General features: G+C 45.2%; 20 protein-coding genes and 1 other RNA gene. 11 read left to right on the plus strand and 10 right to left on the minus strand.

Features of this window, described 5'->3' with window-relative positions; translation table 11 throughout:
• Positions 1 to 162: 162 nt before the first annotated feature.
• From ygfZ to QTO06_RS19195, 3 genes are all read left to right on the plus strand, one after another.
• The gene (gene ygfZ, locus QTO06_RS19185; protein WP_331409387.1) at positions 163 to 1,131 is read left to right on the plus strand and encodes a tRNA-modifying protein YgfZ; all 969 of its coding nucleotides are present in this window, start codon (positions 163 to 165) and stop codon (positions 1,129 to 1,131) included.
• Positions 1,124 to 1,597 carry an aminoacyl-tRNA deacylase gene (locus QTO06_RS19190; protein ID WP_162093536.1) on the plus strand — a complete coding sequence of 158 codons (474 nt, stop codon included), beginning with the start codon at positions 1,124 to 1,126 and terminating at the stop codon, positions 1,595 to 1,597. The genes ygfZ and QTO06_RS19190 overlap by 8 nt, the downstream gene beginning before the upstream one ends.
• Positions 1,598 to 2,248: 651 nt before the next feature.
• Positions 2,249 to 2,455 carry a DUF1107 domain-containing protein gene (locus QTO06_RS19195; RefSeq protein WP_005449772.1) on the plus strand — a complete coding sequence of 69 codons (207 nt, stop codon included), beginning with the start codon at positions 2,249 to 2,251 and terminating at the stop codon, positions 2,453 to 2,455.
• A gap of 78 nt (positions 2,456 to 2,533) precedes the next feature.
• Here the strand turns inward: QTO06_RS19195 and QTO06_RS19200 are convergent, their stop codons facing one another.
• From QTO06_RS19200 to QTO06_RS19210, 3 genes are read right to left on the minus strand one after another with little or no spacing between them, the layout of a single operon-like run.
• Positions 2,534 to 3,742 carry an FAD-dependent 2-octaprenylphenol hydroxylase gene (locus tag QTO06_RS19200; protein ID WP_331409389.1) on the minus strand — a complete coding sequence of 403 codons (1,209 nt, stop codon included), beginning with the start codon at positions 3,740 to 3,742 and terminating at the stop codon, positions 2,534 to 2,536.
• Between the two features lie 28 nt (positions 3,743 to 3,770).
• Positions 3,771 to 4,949 (minus strand): 2-octaprenyl-6-methoxyphenyl hydroxylase, encoded by a 1,179-nt coding sequence (ubiH, locus tag QTO06_RS19205; RefSeq protein WP_331409391.1) that lies wholly within the window; start codon positions 4,947 to 4,949, stop codon positions 3,771 to 3,773.
• A gap of 40 nt (positions 4,950 to 4,989) precedes the next feature.
• Positions 4,990 to 5,568, minus strand: coding sequence for a YecA/YgfB family protein (locus QTO06_RS19210; protein ID WP_331409392.1), 579 nt, complete (start codon positions 5,566 to 5,568; stop codon positions 4,990 to 4,992).
• A 250-nt stretch (positions 5,569 to 5,818) separates the two neighbouring features.
• Here QTO06_RS19210 and QTO06_RS19215 point away from each other — a divergent pair, with 250 nt between their 5' ends.
• The 5 genes from QTO06_RS19215 to serA all read left to right on the plus strand — a co-directional run bounded on the left by QTO06_RS19215 (position 5,819) and on the right by serA (position 9,123).
• Entirely contained in the window at positions 5,819 to 6,127 is a 309-nt protein-coding gene (locus tag QTO06_RS19215) for a cell division protein ZapA (protein WP_038897030.1), read from the plus strand.
• A gap of 8 nt (positions 6,128 to 6,135) precedes the next feature.
• Positions 6,136 to 6,320: non-coding RNA, 6S RNA (gene ssrS, locus QTO06_RS19220), on the plus strand.
• 5 nt (positions 6,321 to 6,325) lie between these two features.
• Entirely contained in the window at positions 6,326 to 6,919 is a 594-nt protein-coding gene (locus tag QTO06_RS19225) for a 5-formyltetrahydrofolate cyclo-ligase (protein WP_331409394.1), read from the plus strand.
• A gap of 58 nt (positions 6,920 to 6,977) precedes the next feature.
• Entirely contained in the window at positions 6,978 to 7,634 is a 657-nt protein-coding gene (gene rpiA / locus QTO06_RS19230) for a ribose-5-phosphate isomerase RpiA (protein WP_331409395.1), read from the plus strand.
• A 259-nt stretch (positions 7,635 to 7,893) separates the two neighbouring features.
• Positions 7,894 to 9,123: a phosphoglycerate dehydrogenase gene (gene serA, locus QTO06_RS19235; protein WP_009707610.1), complete on the plus strand. Its 1,230-nt coding sequence runs from the start codon at positions 7,894 to 7,896 to the stop codon at positions 9,121 to 9,123.
• 75 nt (positions 9,124 to 9,198) lie between these two features.
• On the opposite strand, the gene QTO06_RS19240 is transcribed toward serA, so the two are convergent.
• Positions 9,199 to 9,894 carry an oxidative stress defense protein gene (locus tag QTO06_RS19240; protein ID WP_331409397.1) on the minus strand — a complete coding sequence of 232 codons (696 nt, stop codon included), beginning with the start codon at positions 9,892 to 9,894 and terminating at the stop codon, positions 9,199 to 9,201.
• A gap of 261 nt (positions 9,895 to 10,155) precedes the next feature.
• The gene (locus QTO06_RS19245; protein ID WP_009707613.1) at positions 10,156 to 11,052 is read right to left on the minus strand and encodes a LysR family transcriptional regulator ArgP; all 897 of its coding nucleotides are present in this window, start codon (positions 11,050 to 11,052) and stop codon (positions 10,156 to 10,158) included.
• A 142-nt stretch (positions 11,053 to 11,194) separates the two neighbouring features.
• Here QTO06_RS19245 and QTO06_RS19250 point away from each other — a divergent pair, with 142 nt between their 5' ends.
• Positions 11,195 to 11,824: a LysE/ArgO family amino acid transporter gene (locus QTO06_RS19250; RefSeq protein ID WP_331409398.1), complete on the plus strand. Its 630-nt coding sequence runs from the start codon at positions 11,195 to 11,197 to the stop codon at positions 11,822 to 11,824.
• A 24-nt stretch (positions 11,825 to 11,848) separates the two neighbouring features.
• Complete coding sequence (locus QTO06_RS19255; RefSeq protein WP_331409399.1) at positions 11,849 to 12,331, plus strand: YbaK/EbsC family protein; 483 nt, start codon at positions 11,849 to 11,851, stop codon at positions 12,329 to 12,331.
• A gap of 62 nt (positions 12,332 to 12,393) precedes the next feature.
• Here the strand turns inward: QTO06_RS19255 and mscS are convergent, their stop codons facing one another.
• The 4 genes from mscS to epd form a co-directional block, all read right to left on the minus strand.
• Positions 12,394 to 13,260, minus strand: coding sequence for a small-conductance mechanosensitive channel MscS (mscS, locus tag QTO06_RS19260; protein WP_005436480.1), 867 nt, complete (start codon positions 13,258 to 13,260; stop codon positions 12,394 to 12,396).
• Between the two features lie 458 nt (positions 13,261 to 13,718).
• Positions 13,719 to 14,795, minus strand: a complete 1,077-nt coding sequence (gene fbaA / locus QTO06_RS19265) for a class II fructose-bisphosphate aldolase (RefSeq protein WP_005436482.1) — start codon at positions 14,793 to 14,795, stop codon at positions 13,719 to 13,721.
• A 152-nt stretch (positions 14,796 to 14,947) separates the two neighbouring features.
• On the minus strand, positions 14,948 to 16,108 hold the full coding sequence (locus QTO06_RS19270) for a phosphoglycerate kinase (protein ID WP_331409402.1): 1,161 nt from the start codon (positions 16,106 to 16,108) through the stop codon (positions 14,948 to 14,950).
• A 153-nt stretch (positions 16,109 to 16,261) separates the two neighbouring features.
• Positions 16,262 to 17,299: an erythrose-4-phosphate dehydrogenase gene (gene epd / locus QTO06_RS19275; protein ID WP_331409404.1), complete on the minus strand. Its 1,038-nt coding sequence runs from the start codon at positions 17,297 to 17,299 to the stop codon at positions 16,262 to 16,264.
• A gap of 199 nt (positions 17,300 to 17,498) precedes the next feature.
• Between epd and QTO06_RS19280 the strand changes: the two genes are divergently transcribed.
• Positions 17,499 to 17,735 carry a hypothetical protein gene (locus QTO06_RS19280; RefSeq protein WP_005449753.1) on the plus strand — a complete coding sequence of 79 codons (237 nt, stop codon included), beginning with the start codon at positions 17,499 to 17,501 and terminating at the stop codon, positions 17,733 to 17,735.
• Positions 17,736 to 17,785: 50 nt separating this feature from the next.
• Here the strand turns inward: QTO06_RS19280 and QTO06_RS19285 are convergent.
• A partial coding sequence (locus QTO06_RS19285; protein ID WP_331409406.1) for a transketolase-like TK C-terminal-containing protein occupies positions 17,786 to 18,108 on the minus strand: 323 nt, incomplete at its 5' end.

Genomic DNA, 18,108 nt, shown 5'->3' on the forward strand with positions numbered 1-18,108 from the left:
GTCACAATATGTAGCCAAGTCGCTGCAAATCCTGAACGCATTTAATAAACAAACGTTCAGCAAAGCCAAACACCTTAAAATTGAGTGGATATATTGAGTGCTGACAAATGCCGATTCTGCATTTAACATAGCTGAAAAATATCTTCAAAAGGCATTGTAATCATGGAATGGCAAACTCGCTTTTCACCGCTGAACCTATCGACACAAGACGCACTACCTGAGCTGTCTATCTCGCTATTGGATAACCTAGGCATGATCACCATGGTCGGGGATGACAAAAAGTCATACCTACACGGTCAAGTTACTTGTGATGTGGTTTCTCTTGAGAAAGACCAATCAATGTTGGGTGCCCATTGTGATGCGAAAGGTAAAGTGTGGAGCGTCTTCCGCCTATTCCACCATAACGATGGCTACGCAATGGTTCAGCCGAAATCAGCGATTGAAGTGGAACTGAAAGAAATCAAAAAGTACGCGGTGTTCTCTAAAGTGACCATCGAAAAGTCTAGCGACGTTGTGCTAGGTGTCGCTGGTGAGAATGCCGATGCGTTCATCTCAACATTAAATGCTGATTCTGGCGAAGTGCGTACTGTTGAAGGTGGCACTGCAGTCAAAGTGGCTTCAAACCGCTGGTTACTTGCGCTTACAGCAGAAGCAGCACAATCGTTATTGGAAGACAGCCAAGCAACACTGACCACTCATGAACTTTGGACCCGTTTCGATATTGAAGCAGCACTACCATACGTGGCAGCAGACGCGCAAAACGAGCACATTCCACAAGCGCTAAACGTACAAGCGCTCGGTGGCATCAGCTTTACGAAGGGCTGCTACACAGGCCAAGAAACCGTAGCACGCGCGAAATACCGCGGCACCAACAAACGTGCAATGTACATTGTTAAAGGTGCAACCGCTGAAGCCTTAGGTGAGGGTGCGATCGAATTGGAACGTAGTGTCGGTGAAAACTGGCGTTCAGTAGGCGCATTGCTCACACATTACCAATTCAGCGATAACCAAGCGATGGGTCTCATTGTGTTACCAAACAACCTGGACGATGACACTCGTCTGCGCTTGGTTGCTCAGCCAGAGTGCGAATGGGAAATCGCTGCACTACCGTACAGTCTTGACGATGAGTAATACCATTCATACCCCTTTGATGCAGTTTTTGGCGGACCAGAACATCGAGTTCCGCCTTCTTCCTCATCAAAGGCCAGCAACAACCATTGAGGATGCCGCGCAACAACGCGGCATTCGCTCCTCTCAAATGGTCAAAGCGATTCTTTTGCGCGATATGGGGAACCAATATGCGCTTGCCTGTGCTCCAGGTGATCGTAGCGTTGATCCAAAGAAGGTACGCGCACTACTGCAATGCCGTCGCATGACCTGTGTTGATCAAGCGGACGTAGAAGCGATTACCGGATACAAGATTGGTACTGTCACGCCACTACTTTTAAAACGCTACATGCCGATCGTGTTTGACCCAAGTTTGCTTGAAGAAAAAGAAATCACCATTAGCAGCGGTGATCGCATGGCAGGCTTAGCGCTGTCCATCGATGATCTCATCCAATTGTGCCAACCAACCATGGCTGATATCTGCCGCTAACATGTAATCGAGCGCAGGATTCTCACTCCTGCGTGATCTCACTCATATCTCGCCGATTACATTAAAGAATTTTTAATCATTTTAAAAACATAAATAGTCACGCATGAAAAACTCGTATATGCTGAATTTGTTGGTTAAGTTTTCAACAACGACTTAATCAACATAAAGTGAATCAGCTGACTTGTATGACAGCGTTCATTAAGTCAGTCGTCCACTTTTGTGTAATGCATCTGTGACTATTCGCCCGCCGAAGCGGGCTTTTTTTGCGTGGAACTTTTTCCCTTTTCCTTCCTCTAACTCAATGAAAGCAATGCATTTGAAGTTTCAACTTCGTCAAAATGAACAAAATGCAACCCATTGAGTAAAAACATTTAGCAAACAATCATTTTCCTTCTATTCTTAATTCTGTAACAAAACTGATGCTTAATGCACCACGTAAGAACAGGAGGACTCAAGGACTGGTTCCTTCAATAATGATTTTTTGAGGTAATCCTCACGCTATTTGAGATATGACTCTGTCAATTTGTCTAAGGCAGCACAAATCTCTAAAGCCAAGTACCTCAACTGCACTTAATACTATTGCTGTCACAATAATTTTTACGCGAAAAACGTAGAATAACTGGGCTAGGTAAGAGATAAGGAAGAGTAAATATGAGACTGTTTAAGCGCTATACACCAGGTATGATTGCTAAACACATAAGTCGTCTTTTTAAAGGAAGAATTTATATTTACGGAGTCGGTAAATTCGAGTTTGATAACGGAAAATTGATGTTGCCAGAGAAAGCTGAAAAACGTCACTTTCAGGCAGTAAAAGAGATTAACCAAGAGATTATGAAGCTCAGATGCGCATACGCTTAGCTTAAACATCGATGTAATAAGAAAGGCTGGATGAACCAGCCTTTTTTGTGTCTTCTATTCGTGAAGCGATAAACGCGCTTATTGACGCGCTAGTTCCGGCAAATTGCCTTTCAAACCTAGTGCACGCTTCATAATTTCATCTTTCGCACCCGGCAGTTGTCCTGCTAGGCTCAAACCAATACCACGAACCAGCTTCTTGGCAGGGTTCTCACCAGAGAACAGATCACGGAAGCCTTGCATTGCCGCTATCATCTTCGCCGCCTCAGCTTTGCGCCAACGTTCATAACCACGTAGGTTACGTTTGGTGCCAATGTCCTGCCCTTGTTTCCACAGCGCCAACACCTCTTGCGCTAAGCTTGCAGCATCCAATAAACCAAGGTTCACCCCCTGTCCTGCTAGTGGATGAATTGTGTGTGCTGCATCGCCAACTAACGCCACGCGTTCAACCACAAAGTCACGCGCATAACGCATCTTAAGTGGGAATGCCGCACGCTCACCAACGACTTCACACAAACCTAAACGCACATCAAATTCGCTAGTCAGTGCTTTATTGAACTCTTGCTCATTCATCGCTAGCAGTTGCTCTGCGCGATTTGGGTCGGTAGACCAAACAATCGAACACATGTGCGGATCTGACATTGGAAGGAACGCCAGTGGACCTTGCGGTGTAAAGAGCTGACGCGCAACACTGTTGTGTGGATCAGCGGTTTTTACGTTCGCGACAAGTGCACTATGGCCGTAATCCCAATGCGTTAGTGGGATATCCATTTGGTTACGCAGCCAAGAATTTGCACCATCCGCACCAACAACCAACTTCGCTGTCATAGCTTGACCATTGTCGAGCGTTAGCCAGCTTTCTTGCTCACCCACGGCAAGTGTTGCACAACGAGCAGGCATAAACAGCGTCACGTTATCGAGCTTTTGTACTTGCTCTAACAGCGCTAATTGAATCACACGGTTTTCAACGATATGACCGAGATCAGGCTGAGCCATGCTCTGCGCATCAAATGCAATATTAGCGAAGCTGTCTTGCTCCCATACTTCCATCGAATAGTATGGTGAGGCACGACGCTGCTCGATACCTTGCCACGCACCAAGGTTGCGAAGGATGGTTTCACTTGAACGACTTAACGCCGATACGCGAACATCTGGTAGTTCGTTGAGTGTGTCGTTTGGTACTGCACCTTCAATAACGGCCACACGCAGGTCACTGTCCTTAAAAGCGGCAGCTAATGCTAAACCGACCATTCCACCGCCGATGATGGCGATATCTACACTTTGCATCATTGCTATTTGTTACCTAATTCGTTGCCGTTTATCGTTTCACTAAACCAAGTGTATGGCGTAGCAGCGGCTGCTTAAAAGTAGAAAGGTTATCCATCGTTGCGAGGGCAAGATTACGCCCAATTCGCATCGCAGGTAAATCATTTGAGAAAATATGCACGAGAGAGCTGGTTAGCCAAATCGTTTCGCTACGATCATCTTCACGGCGTTGACTAAATCGCATCAGGCCTTGATAACGACCCACGTCTTCAGCTTGCTTAACAACCTCTTCCGCTAAAGATGCCACATCACGAATACCAAGGTTGAAGCCTTGCCCGGCAATAGGGTGAAGCGTTTGTGCAGCATTGCCGACAATAGCAAAGCGGTGTGAAATGTTCTGCTTACGATGACGCAGAAGAAGCGGATAGCTCGCACGTTGTCCGACTTTCTGCATCGCACCTAGTCGCCAACCAAAATCGTTCTGCAAACGCTCAAGAAACTCCGCATCAGATAGGTTCACCACGGTCTGCGCTTCTTCAGGACGCAGACACCACACCAACGACATGCGGTTATCACTCATCGGCAGCAGTGCGACTGGACCATTCTCGGTAAAGCGTTCAAAAGCGCGACCTTGATGAGGCTCTTGCGTCACGATATTCGCAATCACTGCCACTTGGTCAAAATCATGTTCAGACAACTCTAAGCCGATTTGCTGACAACATTGCGATACTGCCCCATCGGCAGCCACCAGTAACTTAGCTTCTAACTTCTCACCGCTGCTCAGTTCAATGTGTGCTTTGTCTTGCTCACGCTCGATGTTCGCAACCGAATCAGGGCAAAACAGAGTGATAGCCTCACTGTTATCCAAGAGCTCTTGGTAGACGCGGCCAACATCGGCGAGTTCCACTACGTAGCCAAGCGCTTCAACGCCAACTTCGTGCTTGGTAATCTCAGTCATGCCCGCATGAGATCGGTCAGAAACATGAATATGTTCAATTGGGGTTGCACAAGGCTCTATAGCAGACCACAACTGCAAGTGACGCAGAATATTGACCGTACCGTAGGACAGAGCAATCGAGCGCGAATCAAAGCCCGGATGTTGATCCGATTGGGCTTTAAAAGGCTCAACGACCGCAATTTGCAGCGCGCCTTTAGATAAACGGTCGATTGCTAACGCAAGTGTGGCACCAGCCATGGCACCACCAGCAATTACAACGTCATATTGCCTCATGCTAACCTCTAGAAACTATTCGATAATGGGAAACGAGTGATTAATGAATCGTTGGTTTGTTTTCGTTGCTTTCAGGACGAGCACCAAACTCTGCATGAATAGTTAATACGCAGGCTTTAACGTGTTCGATTACTTGCTCTAGTAATAGCGCTTGCTCGCCTAGGTCATCATCTTCATCAATACCAAGTTTGGCGATTTCTTCTAGATCAGCCAGGGCTTCCTTTGCATCGTCTGATGCCTTATCAATCGCAATGCCCGCTAAGCCCATACCTGAGATAAAGTGGTTCACAAAGTCAGACACACCATCTGCTAGTGCAAACAAACCTTCTTCGCCCGCTTCATCTGGAAGCAGTAGAGACAACTCCATAGAAGTGCCAGTTAGCTCGTTAACGGTTACTCGGAACACGCTTTGTGCCAGTGCTAATGCGCTTGATGGCCAGCCCATGCCTTCGTTGGTGTAATCAAACAGAATCGGTTGCCAGGTTTGGTCGTTAATCGCCAATCCACCACTTAGCATGCCAACAAGTAGACCGTGCAATTCTGCTGGGGTCACAGCAAGGCTTGCAGATTTCAGTTCGGCAGCAATAGATTGGTATTCAGGAAGGGTGATTTCACTCATAATCTTGGCTCATTCTTGCGTAATAATGTATCGACATATCCTACCATCAAGCCTAGTCGGCTGAAACGGCTATCAAATTCAATTTTGGACAGCATTTAATCAATTTGCCCAATTCCTGTGTGATCACTTCACCATTTTTCTTTCTGTGATGGGAAATGCTTGAATCTTAATAGCGGTTTTCCTATAGTTTCCTCCTCGGTAGTTGTATAACGCAACGCCTTAGATAGCGCGAATATAGAGTTTATTCATCATGAGCAATCAAGCGATCGACGTTGAAATCCTTGGCAAAATGACACGAGTCAATTGTCCTGCGGGGCAAGAAGAGTCACTAATTACAGCGGCTAAAGATCTTGATCGTCGATTGAAAGAGATGAGCGAGCGTACTAAGGTAACCAATGAAATTCAGCTACTGACCTTTGCTGCGTTGAACATTTGTTATGAACTGCATACCAAGTCATACGAATCTAACGGTCAGCAACAAGAAATTACTGAGCGAATGGAAAAGCTCACCGCGTCTTTAGAAAGCGCGCTTAGTAAGGTAACACAAGGACAGCAGTAGATACCAAATTTACCCTGGGGTGTGCGTCAGTTGGATTTAAGTCCCTGAGCCGATAAGCAATACCAAAGGGTTAGTACTTGATAGCTATTGAGCAAGCTTGGCATGCACCGAGAAGCCTACGGTTATCATTGCTGATCCGCCTTGAACCAGCTGGTTCAAGGGCCACAATCCTCAACGGCACCCTGGGGTATCCTCTCTATGTCAGACCTATCTCGACAAGAATTCCGCAAACTCATCCGTGAAAAACGCAACGCCCTTTGTAGCGATACTCAGTTCCAAGCTGGGCTCGATCTCGTTCAGCAGTTTTCACAGTTAACAGAAATCAAAACCGCACAGCACATTGCCATCTATTTGTCTGCCGATGGCGAGTTAGACACTAAACCTTTGATTGAATCACTATGGCAGCAAGGTAAGTCGATTTACCTGCCCGTCATTCATCCTTTCTCTAAAGGTCAATTACTCTTCTTGCAATACGTCAATGATGAGCAGTTGGTGTATAACAAATATGGAATCTTAGAACCTGCGCTTGATATCCGTTTCCTGAAACCGGTTCGTGAACTGGATGTCATTTGTACACCGTTAGTCGGGTTTGACAGTGTCGGCCATCGCTTAGGTATGGGCGGAGGCTACTACGACAGGACACTCTCACGCTGGTTTAGCTCTGGCGAAGGTGCCAAACCGATCGGTATCGCTCACGATTGCCAGCATGTAGAGCGCCTACCCGTTGAAAGTTGGGATATTCCATTACCTAAGATCGTGACTCCAAGCCAAATCTGGCAATGGGAAAAGTGACACTTACCCGCTATAATCACGCCGCAAACGTTAACGAACATCTATTCAGGAGATTGGCATGACTCAAGATGAAATGAAGAAAGCGGCTGGTTGGGCAGCACTTAAGTATGTTGAGAAAGGCAGCATTGTCGGTGTTGGTACTGGCTCTACCGTGAATCACTTCATCGATGCCCTAGGCAGTATCAAAGATGATATCAAAGGCGCAGTGTCTAGCTCTGTTGCTTCTACTGAGCGTCTAAAAAAGCTTGGTATTGAGGTTTACGAGTGTAACGACGTAGCAATGCTAGATATCTACGTTGATGGTGCAGATGAAATCAACGCAGCGCGTGAAATGATCAAAGGCGGCGGTGCTGCATTGACTCGTGAAAAGATCGTTGCGGCTATTTCAGAGAAATTCGTATGTATCGTTGACGGCACAAAAGCAGTTGACGTACTTGGTCAGTTCCCACTTCCTGTCGAAGTTATCCCAATGGCGCGTTCATACGTTGCTCGTGAATTGGTAAAACTAGGCGGTGATCCTGCATACCGTGAAGGCGTAACAACGGACAACGGCAACGTAATCCTAGACGTGCACAACATGCAAATCACTAACCCGAAAGAGCTTGAAGACAAGATCAACGGCATTGCAGGTGTGGTAACGGTAGGTCTATTCGCTCACCGTGGTGCTGACGTGGTTATCACTGGCACACCAGAAGGTGCGAAAATAGAAGAATAAATCATTAGATGATTTAAATTTTCTGTTATTTCATTACAGACGGCGCCCTAGGGCGCCGTTTTTTCTTCCTTTTTCTAAGAAAAGCATGCCTTATTCCGTAATTTTCTTACCCAAAGCAAAAATTTTTTGTTACTTTATTGAGCAGAAGACGCACAGGGAAACGTTTGTCTTCCGACAAAACTGTTAATTATCCCCTTTTTAATGGTTTTGCTTTATGTGCGCCACATTAGCCCACCTTTCCATTTTAAGGACGAGAAAAATGGCCAAAGTTTCACTGGAAAAAGAAAAGATTAAGATCCTCTTGCTAGAGGGACTCCACCCTTCTTCAGTTGAAGTTCTTCAAGCAGCTGGCTACAGCAACATTGAATATCACAAAGGTTCCCTTTCAGAAGAAGAGCTGATTGAAGCAGTAAAAGACGTGCACTTCATCGGTATCCGTTCCCGAACGAACCTATCGGAAGAAGTGATCAATGCGGCGAATAAGCTAGTTGCGATTGGCTGTTTTTGTATCGGTACCAACCAAGTTGACCTAAGTGCTGCCGCTCGACGCGGTGTCCCTGTATTTAATGCACCATTCTCAAACACGCGCAGTGTTGCCGAGTTGGTATTAGGCCAAGTTCTACTACTTCTTCGTGGTATCCCTGAGAAAAATGCACTAGCACACCGTGGTATTTGGAAGAAGAGTGCAGACAGCTCTTACGAAGCACGTGGTAAGCGCCTGGGTATCATCGGTTACGGTCACATCGGTACTCAGCTGGGTATCATCGCAGAAAACTTAGGCATGCGCGTTTACTACTACGACATTGAAAACAAACTGTCGCTAGGTAACGCAACGCAAGTGTTCACCATGAGCGAACTACTGAACAAGTGTGACGTCATTTCTTTGCACGTTCCTGAAACGCCAGAGACAAAAAACATGATGGGTGCAGAAGAGTTCGCACGCATGAAGCCAGGCGCAATTTTTATCAACGCTGCGCGCGGTACTGTCGTAGACATCCCAGCTCTGTGCCACAGTCTAGAGTCTGGTCACATCTCAGGCGCTGCGGTTGACGTATTCCCAGTAGAGCCAAAAACCAATGCTGATGCATTTGAGTCTCCACTGCAGAAGTTCGACAACGTCATCCTAACTCCACACGTCGGTGGTTCAACGCAAGAAGCGCAAGAAAACATTGGTGTTGAAGTTGCTGGTAAACTGGCGAAATACTCTGACAACGGTTCAACGCTATCAAGTGTGAACTTCCCAGAGGTATCACTGCCTGAGCATCGTGAATGTTCACGTTTGTTGCACATCCACAAAAACCGCCCTGGTATCCTGACGCAAATCAACACCATCTTTGCTGAAGACGGCATCAACATCGCAGGTCAGTACCTACAAACTGCAGCTGAGATCGGTTACGTGGTTATCGACGTAGAGACTTCTCGTGCAGAAGAAGCACTGGTGAAACTAAAAGGCATCGAAGGCACAATCCGTGCTCGCATCCTTCATTAACCACTGATTACTAGATATAAAAAAGGCAGGGACTTCCCTGCCTTTTCTGTTTCTGTTCGTCGTGTTTAACTGGGCTTATTTAAGCTTGTAAATCACATCAACTTGATCACGAATCACGAGTGTCGAGTCTTGGTAGCTATTTGAGCTTCCTACAGCTTCCATTGCCATTGAACGCATTAGTACTGGGCGTGCGTGCATTTGGTTGTAATTAATCTGCCAAACATCACCCAATTTTTTATCAAAACCAGTCGCTAAAGATGCCGCCTTGCTTTGCGCATCTTTGATTGCTTCCATACGCGCTTTTTGTTGATACTCAGACTGGTTACTCACTTTAAGCTGAATATTATCGACTTGATTAATGCCAGCTTTTAACGCCATGTCCAAGTATTCATTCAAGTTAGCAAGATCGTTAACCGTCACATCAATACTACGTGATGCGCGATAGCCAACTAGCTCTGCTTTGCCCGATTTTGGATAGTGATACTGCGGTGCTAAGTATAGGTTTGAACTGGTGATGTTGTCTTTTGACAACCCTGCATCCGCTAAGCTTTTTAGAAACGCATCAACGGTATTATCGACCGATTGCTTCGCTTGCTCCGCAGTCATTGTGGTATCAACCACCTTCACAGAGAAAGTGGCCATATCTGGAGTTGCAACAACTTCACCATATCCAGTCGTACTCACATGAGCAAAATCAGGTGCATCATTCGCAAGTACAGAAACACTAGTAAGGCTTAGTGCCGAAGCCAGAAAAATTGAAGACAGTTTCATTCGATAAATCCATCCGTATTGAAATAGAAAAATCACTCCAAATGCCGGAGTTCAAGACGAGATACTCGATGAATGCCATGGCGGATTAAGTTGATGCCTCATCTAAACCAGAAAAATTAAAGGCACCAATGAACTGGAGTGTATATAGCTTCATCATAGAAACTTCTGCCAATTATCCAAGCGCCCTAAGCGACTTCTAACACAACTTTGACTGTGTTACTTCGCCGTGATTTCAGCTTAAAACGTGAGCCAAGCGGGAACTTATTGTGGCAAATGTTGTTGCGCATAGCCAACGATCGCTTGTGAGATCTCTTGAAGCACCCCCGTTTCTAACTGCCAGTGATGCCAGTAAATTCGATAGGACATCAAAAAGCCCGGCGTAATATCAATCAACTCACCTTTCTCCAGTTCGTCAGTGATCTGCAATCGGGGAATCAAACAATAAGCCACGCCTGCTAACGCCATCTTAAGGAAAGCTTCTGAGCTACTGATGTTGTGATGAATCACGCTATCTGGCCTCACGTTGAAGTGTTCCGTTAAAAACTTCTTATGCAGATCATCATATTGGTCATAAGACACCGCCGGCGCTTTGGCCAAAGTCTGGTTGTTGACCCCTTCCGAGAAGTAACGTTGATAAAACTCTGGGTTGGCGACGCAAACATAATCGATGCGACCAAGGTAGTCTGCTCGACAGCCCGGGATGGCTTGAGACTCTAAACTGATCGCCCCTGCAACCTCACCGCTTCTTAGCTTCTCAATCGAGCGCGACTCGCCATAAATGGTCAGTTTTAGTTCCACTTGGCGATGCTTCATTACGTCTTGCAACGCAGGTAAGAGCCAAGTTGCGAGACTGTCTGCATTGGTTGCTAATGAAAGCTGTACAGGACGTGTTGTCGTGTCGTTTTTTAGTTCAGGGAGGATTTCATGCTCAAGCAATCTTACTCGGCGATAAAGCCCGAGTAACTTCTTACCAATCGGGGTTGGTTTTGGTGGTTGCTCCCGAATAAGAACCGGTTGGGCAAGGTACTTCTCTAGCTGCTTGATACGCTGGGAAATGGCGGATTGTGAGACAAAAAGGTGTTCAGCCGCTCGGTCAAAACTGCCTTGATGTACCACCGCATCTAACGCTTCAATCCATTTATAGTCCAATCCTCGCACGTGTTTTTTCTCCTTAATAAACGCCCAAAAACCTCGATAAGTATTGCTAATAATATATTAAAATCATTAATTATACTTATTTAAATAAAAGTTTTATCTTCCATTCCTCTGTTGTTCTATTGCTAATTTTTTGAGGTGTGTTGTGAGCTTTTGGGTGTTATTACAAGGATTCGGTTTAGGTGCGACAATGATCATTCCAATCGGTGCGCAGAATGCGTACGTCCTTAACCAAGGTATTAAGCGTCAACATCACCTGACGACCGCGACCATCTGTAGCATCCTAGATATGATCTTCATATCGCTTGGTATTTTTGGTGGTGGTGCGATCCTATCGCAAAATGAAATCCTGCTGACCTCAGTCACTTTAGGTGGTATTGCCTTCTTAAGTGTTTACGGCTTACTGTCACTAAAAAGCGCATTCAAACCGGCAGACACCTCTGAATCGAAAGGTGAAGTCGTCGCTCGAGGTCGTCGTACCGTGATTCTTGGCGCACTTGCCGTCACAGTGTTGAACCCACATCTTTACTTAGATACCGTAGTAATCTTGGGTTCAATTGGTGGTCAATTCGAAGGGAATGATCGCATCGCATTTGCAATGGGCACCATCATGGCTTCATTTGTGTGGTTCTACACACTCTCACTAGGTGCTGCGAAATTAGGTCCGACGCTCTCAAAACCAAAAGTGAAGAAAGGCATCGATATTGCGGTTGCCGCTATGATGTTTACTATCGCTTTTGTTCTTGCGAATGAGTTAACCACCAAATACTGGTAAAGAAAAATAGGAAAGAAACACGACATGGAGTCACTGGAAAAAATCCATCAAATCAACCGAGAGCGATTCAATGCGCTCTCCATCCCCTTTCGAGAATGGCGACACGAAGCCATTCTCGACTTCGAAACCGACGTCAGAGTCGCCGCACAACTCGGTTGGACAGGCACGCATACTAAGAGTCTTTTTCTCAAGCTAAAAGGACAAGGTTATGCGGTGTACCTAACCGACAAGGACTCGCGTTTAGACTCCAAGCAAATCAAAGCCATTACTGGTAAACGACCTTCAATTTGCAGCGACGATGAAATGATTGAGCAACTAGGTTGTGTGCCCGGCGCAGTTTGTCCTATTGGCTTACCTGAACATGTCACCATTATCGTCGATACGGCCCTCTATCAACATGAAGAGCTACTCTATACTCCTGGTTTACCCGAATCGACTTTCGGTTTTGCAGGTAAAGAGCTCAAGCAACTACTCCTTGCTGGCAGCAATACCCTATTAGAAATATAAAAATCCTAGAAATAAAAAAGCGAGGCAAACGCCTCGCTTTTTCATGTTCTCAATCGAAGGGATTAAGCTTCTACTTTGTTCAAGTGAACATCCATTTGTGGGAATGGAATTTCGATGCCTGCTTCATCCAACGCTTCTTTGATTGCTTGAGTAGAATCGAAGTAAACGTCCCAGTAATCAGCAGTTTTACACCATGGACGAACCACGAAGTTCACTGAAGAATCTGCTAGAGCCAGTACACCAATTTGGATTGCTGGATCTTTAAGGATACGCTCATCTTTTTCTAGCACGTCACGGATAACTTGCTTAGTTTGTTTAAGGTCAGCACTGTAAGAAACACCGATAACTAGGTCTACACGACGCGTAGCGTGGCGAGAGTAGTTAGTGATTGCGCCGCCGATAACTGATGAGTTCGGTACAACAACCATTTTGTTGTCAGGTGTTTTTAGTACAGTTTGGAAGATTTGAATTGCTTCAACACTACCTGCTACACCGCCGATTTCTACGTAGTCACCAGACTTGAATGGACGGAATGCAACAATTAGTACGCCCGCTGCAAAGTTAGATAGTGAGCCTTGTAGAGCAAGACCAACAGCAAGACCTGCCGCACCGATTACCGCAACTACAGATGCAGTTTGAACACCTACACGGCCTAGTGCCGCGATAAGTACGATAACGAATAGAAGGTAACGAACTAAACCATTGACGAATTCAACAACAGCTTTGTCCATCTTTTTCTTTTCAAGCACTTTTGAAACGCTGTTTGCCACCGCTTTAACGATAATGTTACCGATAAATAGGATCAGCAGTGCAGAAATGATGTTCACACCGTACTGAATAAGAAGATCTGAGTTGTTATTTAGCCATGTTTCAGCTTTGCTCAAACCATCCGTTAAAGAGGTATCGATACCCATCGATTCACCTGCCATAATTCGTATCCTCAAAATAAAGATATTAAATCTAATTGCCGTTAATTTATGAACCTTGTTTTTTATAGGTTCTTATTCACAACAACATCCCTATTGTTTTCCTGAACAGTGTCAGATTTTTGGCACAATATCTCAAAACTGAAATTTTGCAAAGTCAGAGTTTAGCAAAGACCTACAAAACAAAGCTTTATCAGATTTTTCTGATACTGGCTTGTTACAGAGTACGCAATGGATTTACATTTCGCCACACTTTTTACTTGGTTTTATGCCACTTGGTGCGGAAATGCGCTGAGTTTCGAAATTTGCGCCAAAAACAGAAGGGATATGAAGTGCGGTGATCATATAGCAGTTGATTTAGTTATCAATTACTACAGGAAGGAGAATCTAGACAGTCTCATTGTTTAGACATAAAAAAACCCGCTCTAAGAGCGGGTTTTTAGAAACTCAGTTGAGACGAATTATAGTACGTCTACTGCGTTTAGGTCAGCAAATGCTTTCTCTAGACGAGCTACCATTGAAGCTTGACCAGCACGTAGCCATACGCGTGGATCGTAGTACTTCTTGTTTGGAGCGTCTTCGCCAGTTGGGTTACCGATTTGACCTTGTAGGTAATCACGGTTTTCCGCTTCGTATGCACGGATACCGTCCCATGTAGCCCACTGTGTATCAGTATCGATGTTCATTTTGATAACACCGTAGCCGATAGACTCTTGGATTTCTGCTTCAGTAGAACCAGAACCACCGTGGAATACGAAGTTTAGAGCGTTTGGTGCGATACCGAACTTCTCTGCACAATATGCTTGAGAGTCACGTAGGATAGTTGGAGTTAGAACAACGTTACCTGGCTTGTATACACCGTGTACGTTACCGAAAGATGCTGCGATAGTGAAACGTGGGCTAACAGCGCTTAGTTTCTCGTATGCGTATGCAACGTCTTCTGGAGAAGTGTAAAGCTCAGATGCGTCCATATCAGAGTTATCAACGCCGTCTTCTTCACCACCAGTACAACCAAGTTCGATCTCGATTGTCATGTTCATTTTAGCCATGCGCTCTAGGTACTTAGCACATGTTTCGATGTTCTCTTCTAGAGACTCTTCAGAAAGGTCTAGCATGTGAGAAGAGAATAGAGGCTTACCAGTTTGAGCGAAGAACTCTTCACCAGCGTCTAGTAGACCGTCGATCCATGGTAGAAGTTTCTTAGCAGCGTGGTCAGTGTGTAGGATTACTGGCACACCGTAAGCTTCAGCTACAGCGTGAACGTATTTAGCACCAGCTACAGCGCCAAGGATTTGAGCACCTTGACCTTCAAGTTTAACGCCTTTACCAGCGAAGAAAGCTGCGCCGCCGTTAGAGAACTGAACAACAACTGGAGCTTTAACTTTTGCAGCTGCTTCAAGTACTGCGTTTACAGAATCAGTACCAACAACGTTTACTGCTGGAAGTGCAAAGTTGTTCTCTTTTGCTACTTCAAATACTTTCTGAACGTCATCGCCAGAGATAACACCTGGTTTTACGAAGTCGAAGATCTTAGACATGGATGTAATCCTATTTATCTGTCGTTTTATAAACAAAACTTGTTAAATTGAAAATCTTGCAAACGTTTGCTCACAACTGGGGCTATTTTAGCAGAGTTCCACTCTCGTTGCAGCAAACAAGAAAGCGGGAGAGGACTCCCGCTTTACTAATATTACTTAGCGCGTGCTTCTAGCATTTCAACTGCTGGAAGTACTTTACCTTCTACGAACTCAAGGAAAGCGCCGCCGCCAGTAGAGATGTAAGATACGTCAGCTTTGATACCGAACTTGTCGATAGCTGCTAGCGTGTCACCACCACCTGCAACAGAGAAACCTTCAGAAGCTGCGATAGCTTCAGAGATACCTTTAGTACCTGCTTCGAAGTTCTTGAATTCGAATACGCCTACTGGACCGTTCCATAGGATAGTCTTAGCGTTCTTAAGGATTTCTGCTAGTTCAGCAGTTGAATCTGGACCAAGGTCGAAGATCATGTCGTCGTCTTGTACTTCAGAAACGTGCTTGATTTCAGCTTCTGCGTTCTCGTCGAATGCTTTCGCACATGCAACGTCAGTTGCTACTGGAATTGCACACTCGTCCATTAGCTTCTTAGCTGTTTCAACTAGGTCTGCTTCGTATAGAGACTTACCAACGTTGTGGCCCGCAGCTGCGATGAATGTGTTAGCAATACCACCACCAACAACTAGTTGGTCAGCGATTTTAGATAGAGACTCAAGAACAGTTAGCTTAGTAGAAACTTTTGAACCACCTACGATAGCAACCATTGGACGAGCAGGCTTGTCCATTGCTTTACCTAGAGCTTCTAGTTCGTTCGCTAGTAGAGGACCAGCACATGCTACGTCTGCGTGCATACCAACACCGTGAGTAGATGCTTGTGCACGGTGAGCTGTACCGAATGCGTCCATTACGAAGATGTCACATAGAGAAGCGTACTGCTTAGACAGTTCTTCTTCGTTTTTCTTCTCGCCTTTGTTGAAGCGAACGTTTTCTAGAACAACGAGTTCACCAGCGTTTAGTTCTAGACCGTTTAGGTAGTCTTTCGCTAGTTTAACTTCGCACTCTAGTGCGTCGTTTAGGTAGTTAACTACTGGTTGTAGAGAGAACTCTTCAGCGTATTCACCTTCAGTTGGGCGACCTAGGTGAGAAGTAACCATAACTTTAGCGCCTGCTTCTAGGCAGTGCTTGATAGTTGGAAGAGATGCGATGATACGTGCATCTGAAGTTACTTTACCGTCTTTTACTGGCACGTTTAGGTCAGCACGGATAAATACACGTTTACCTGCAAGATCCAGGTCAGTCATCTTGATTACAGACATGATGTGTCCTCTCAAATATTAAATAATTAAAGTTTTTAAAAACTCGGCAATCCTGCCAAGCCCGTTAATTCTTCAAACTGGTTACTGATATGGAGATACGTCAGATTTATTTCAAGGCTTAAAATAAAAAATTTCTCCATCGCCTCTTCACCATTATTGCTCCACTTGTGAAGAAGCTTGCATTGCTAAGGCGGTATCCAGCATCCGGTTAGCAAAGCCCCATTCGTTATCGCACCAAACAAGCATTTTAACGAGTTGCCCGTTACTCACTCTTGTCTGAGTTCCATCCACAATTGCACTATGGGGATCGTGGTTAAAGTCGATGGAAACGAGCGGCGATTCAGTATAGTCAACAATGTCACGTAATGTACACTGAGATGCGTTAACAATGGTTTGATTTACGTCATTAACTTTCACATTTGTACTAATTGTGACACTTAAATCCATCGCAGTGACGTTAACTGTCGGAACTCGAACCGAAATAGCTTCGAATTTGTTGGAAAATTTCGGGAAGATTCTTTCAATACCCTTATGCAACTTAGTATCGACTGGAATGATGGATTGACTGGCTGCACGCGTACGGCGTAAATCATTGTGGTAAGCGTCGATAACTTGCTGATCGTTCATTGAAGAGTGAATCGTGGTGATGGTGCCAGACTCAATGCCAAAGGCCTCATCTAATACTTTAATAATAGGAACGATACAGTTGGTGGTACATGAACCATTGGACACCACGCGGTGCTCATCTCTGAGGGTTTCGTGGTTCACACCGTAAATAATGGTGTTATCGAGATCGCTTGCGCCAGGGTGTGAAAACAGAACTTTTTGCGCGCCTGCTTCAATATGAGCTTGGCCATCGGCTTGTGAGCCGAAAACACCAGTACAATCGAGCACGATGTCGACTTCTAAGTCACGCCATGGCAAGAGTTCAATTTCAGCAAGGTGAAGGATTCTAATGGGATCGAATTCGCCACTGTCGTGGTGAACATAGAGGTGTTCTTGGTCGTGCGAGATTTTCTTTCCGAAGCGGCCATGACTAGTGTCATATTGAAGAAGATGTGCCATCGCTTCGGGTTGCGCGAGTTCATTAACCGCCACAACTTTTATCTGCTGATGCTTACCGCTCTCATATACTGCTCGCAGTACATTACGACCGATACGTCCAAATCCATTGATCGCAACTTTTAGCATTTATCCTTCGCCTCACCAAAAATTCGTGTCACAGATAGTACCTGATACGGAGGCTGAGCGCATTAAGTAAGTGATCTCACTCGCGGTAAACTATCTTTTCACTTCCCGGAATATTCATACCACCAATATATTGAGTTCTGACGTTACGCGTTTCGCTTGGCATTTTAACTCCTTGTTTGACCACCAAAAGGAAATGCGTATGTCAGGTTTTCCCACTGCTCACTTTTGCAAGCGATGCAATAGAGAAACACCACACTCAGAGGTGCTGGTCCGTAAACCAAGCAGTTACGATACGGATAAATCGATTCTTGGAACCTTAAAACTTTGGGCTCATACCCTGATAAACGGCGGTCACTATTACGATATGGATCGTTATGTCACTTGTAAGGAATGTGGACACAAAGAGAAGGATAACTGGGGAAACGAATTTGAATAGGCACAAAAAAACCGAGCACTAATGCTCGGTTTTTCATTTCTAGCGCTAAATTACGCTAATAGTTCTTTTGCTGTGTTCACTACGTTTTCTACAGTGAAACCAAACATTTCGAACAGTTGGTCAGCCGGTGCAGATTCACCGAATGTTGTCATACCGATGATACGACCGTCGAAACCAACGTACTTGTACCAGAAGTCTGCAATGCCAGCTTCTACAGCGATACGTGCAGTTACGTCTGATGGCAGTACTGATTCACGGTAAGCTGCGTCTTGCTTGTCGAATGCATCTGTTGATGGCATTGAAACAACGCGCACTTTCTTACCTTCAGCGGTTAGTTGCTCAGCCGCTTTCACTGCTAGTTCAACTTCAGAAC

The organism is Vibrio sp. M260121, assembly GCF_036533715.1.
Lineage (GTDB): Bacteria > Pseudomonadota > Gammaproteobacteria > Enterobacterales > Vibrionaceae > Vibrio.

What these genes read in the sequence shown, in the direction of transcription:
- QTO06_RS19195 (WP_005449772.1), top strand. Translation starts at nt 2,249, where the DNA reads ATGAGACTGTTTAAGCGCTATACACCAGGTATGATTGCTAAACACATA.
- QTO06_RS19280 (WP_005449753.1), top strand. Translation starts at nt 17,499, where the DNA reads ATGTCAGGTTTTCCCACTGCTCACTTTTGCAAGCGATGCAATAGAGAA.
- epd (WP_331409404.1), bottom strand. Translation starts at nt 17,299, where the DNA reads ATGCTAAAAGTTGCGATCAATGGATTTGGACGTATCGGTCGTAATGTA.
- serA (WP_009707610.1), top strand. Translation starts at nt 7,894, where the DNA reads ATGGCCAAAGTTTCACTGGAAAAAGAAAAGATTAAGATCCTCTTGCTA.
- QTO06_RS19255 (WP_331409399.1), top strand. Translation starts at nt 11,849, where the DNA reads ATGGAGTCACTGGAAAAAATCCATCAAATCAACCGAGAGCGATTCAAT.
- QTO06_RS19270 (WP_331409402.1), bottom strand. Translation starts at nt 16,108, where the DNA reads ATGTCTGTAATCAAGATGACTGACCTGGATCTTGCAGGTAAACGTGTA.
- QTO06_RS19210 (WP_331409392.1), bottom strand. Translation starts at nt 5,568, where the DNA reads ATGAGTGAAATCACCCTTCCTGAATACCAATCTATTGCTGCCGAACTG.
- QTO06_RS19200 (WP_331409389.1), bottom strand. Translation starts at nt 3,742, where the DNA reads ATGATGCAAAGTGTAGATATCGCCATCATCGGCGGTGGAATGGTCGGT.
- QTO06_RS19225 (WP_331409394.1), top strand. Translation starts at nt 6,326, where the DNA reads ATGTCAGACCTATCTCGACAAGAATTCCGCAAACTCATCCGTGAAAAA.
- rpiA (WP_331409395.1), top strand. Translation starts at nt 6,978, where the DNA reads ATGACTCAAGATGAAATGAAGAAAGCGGCTGGTTGGGCAGCACTTAAG.
- ubiH (WP_331409391.1), bottom strand. Translation starts at nt 4,949, where the DNA reads ATGAGGCAATATGACGTTGTAATTGCTGGTGGTGCCATGGCTGGTGCC.
- QTO06_RS19215 (WP_038897030.1), top strand. Translation starts at nt 5,819, where the DNA reads ATGAGCAATCAAGCGATCGACGTTGAAATCCTTGGCAAAATGACACGA.
- QTO06_RS19240 (WP_331409397.1), bottom strand. Translation starts at nt 9,894, where the DNA reads ATGAAACTGTCTTCAATTTTTCTGGCTTCGGCACTAAGCCTTACTAGT.
- QTO06_RS19190 (WP_162093536.1), top strand. Translation starts at nt 1,124, where the DNA reads ATGAGTAATACCATTCATACCCCTTTGATGCAGTTTTTGGCGGACCAG.
- fbaA (WP_005436482.1), bottom strand. Translation starts at nt 14,795, where the DNA reads ATGTCTAAGATCTTCGACTTCGTAAAACCAGGTGTTATCTCTGGCGAT.
- ygfZ (WP_331409387.1), top strand. Translation starts at nt 163, where the DNA reads ATGGAATGGCAAACTCGCTTTTCACCGCTGAACCTATCGACACAAGAC.
- mscS (WP_005436480.1), bottom strand. Translation starts at nt 13,260, where the DNA reads ATGGCAGGTGAATCGATGGGTATCGATACCTCTTTAACGGATGGTTTG.